Origin of the sequence: Bacillus sp. GMa5/1 (genome assembly GCF_050172015.1) — a bacterium.
GTDB lineage: Bacteria > Bacillota > Bacilli > Bacillales > Bacillaceae_G > Bacillus_A > Bacillus_A cereus.
On record NZ_JBNLYC010000451.1, the window covers coordinates 1 to 286 of the forward strand.

Here is a 286-nt window from a genome sequence, read left to right on the forward strand (position 1 = left end):
TTGCTCCTGCAATCCCTGGGTGTGTCATTTCGAATGGATCTAGAATTAACTCTAAGTCTTCTTGTGACAATACACCATTTTTCACACAAAGTTCTCGAACGGATTGGCCTGTTGCAATTGCTTCTTTCGCAACGCGAGCTGCTGCTTCATAACCGATATGAGGGTTCACGGCTGTAATAATTCCTACACTTTTCTCAACATACTCTTTTAAGCGATCTTCATTCGCTTCAATTCCTTTTAAGCAATTATCTGTAAAGGCACGGAAACCGTTATTCATAATGCTAAT

At 40.2% G+C, this 286-nt stretch carries 1 protein-coding gene; it reads right to left on the minus strand.

What is annotated here, in order from left to right; all coding sequences use genetic code 11:
- On the minus strand, positions 1–286 hold a 286-nt coding region (locus ACQGSG_RS29395), incomplete at both ends, for an aspartate ammonia-lyase (RefSeq protein ID WP_426948802.1).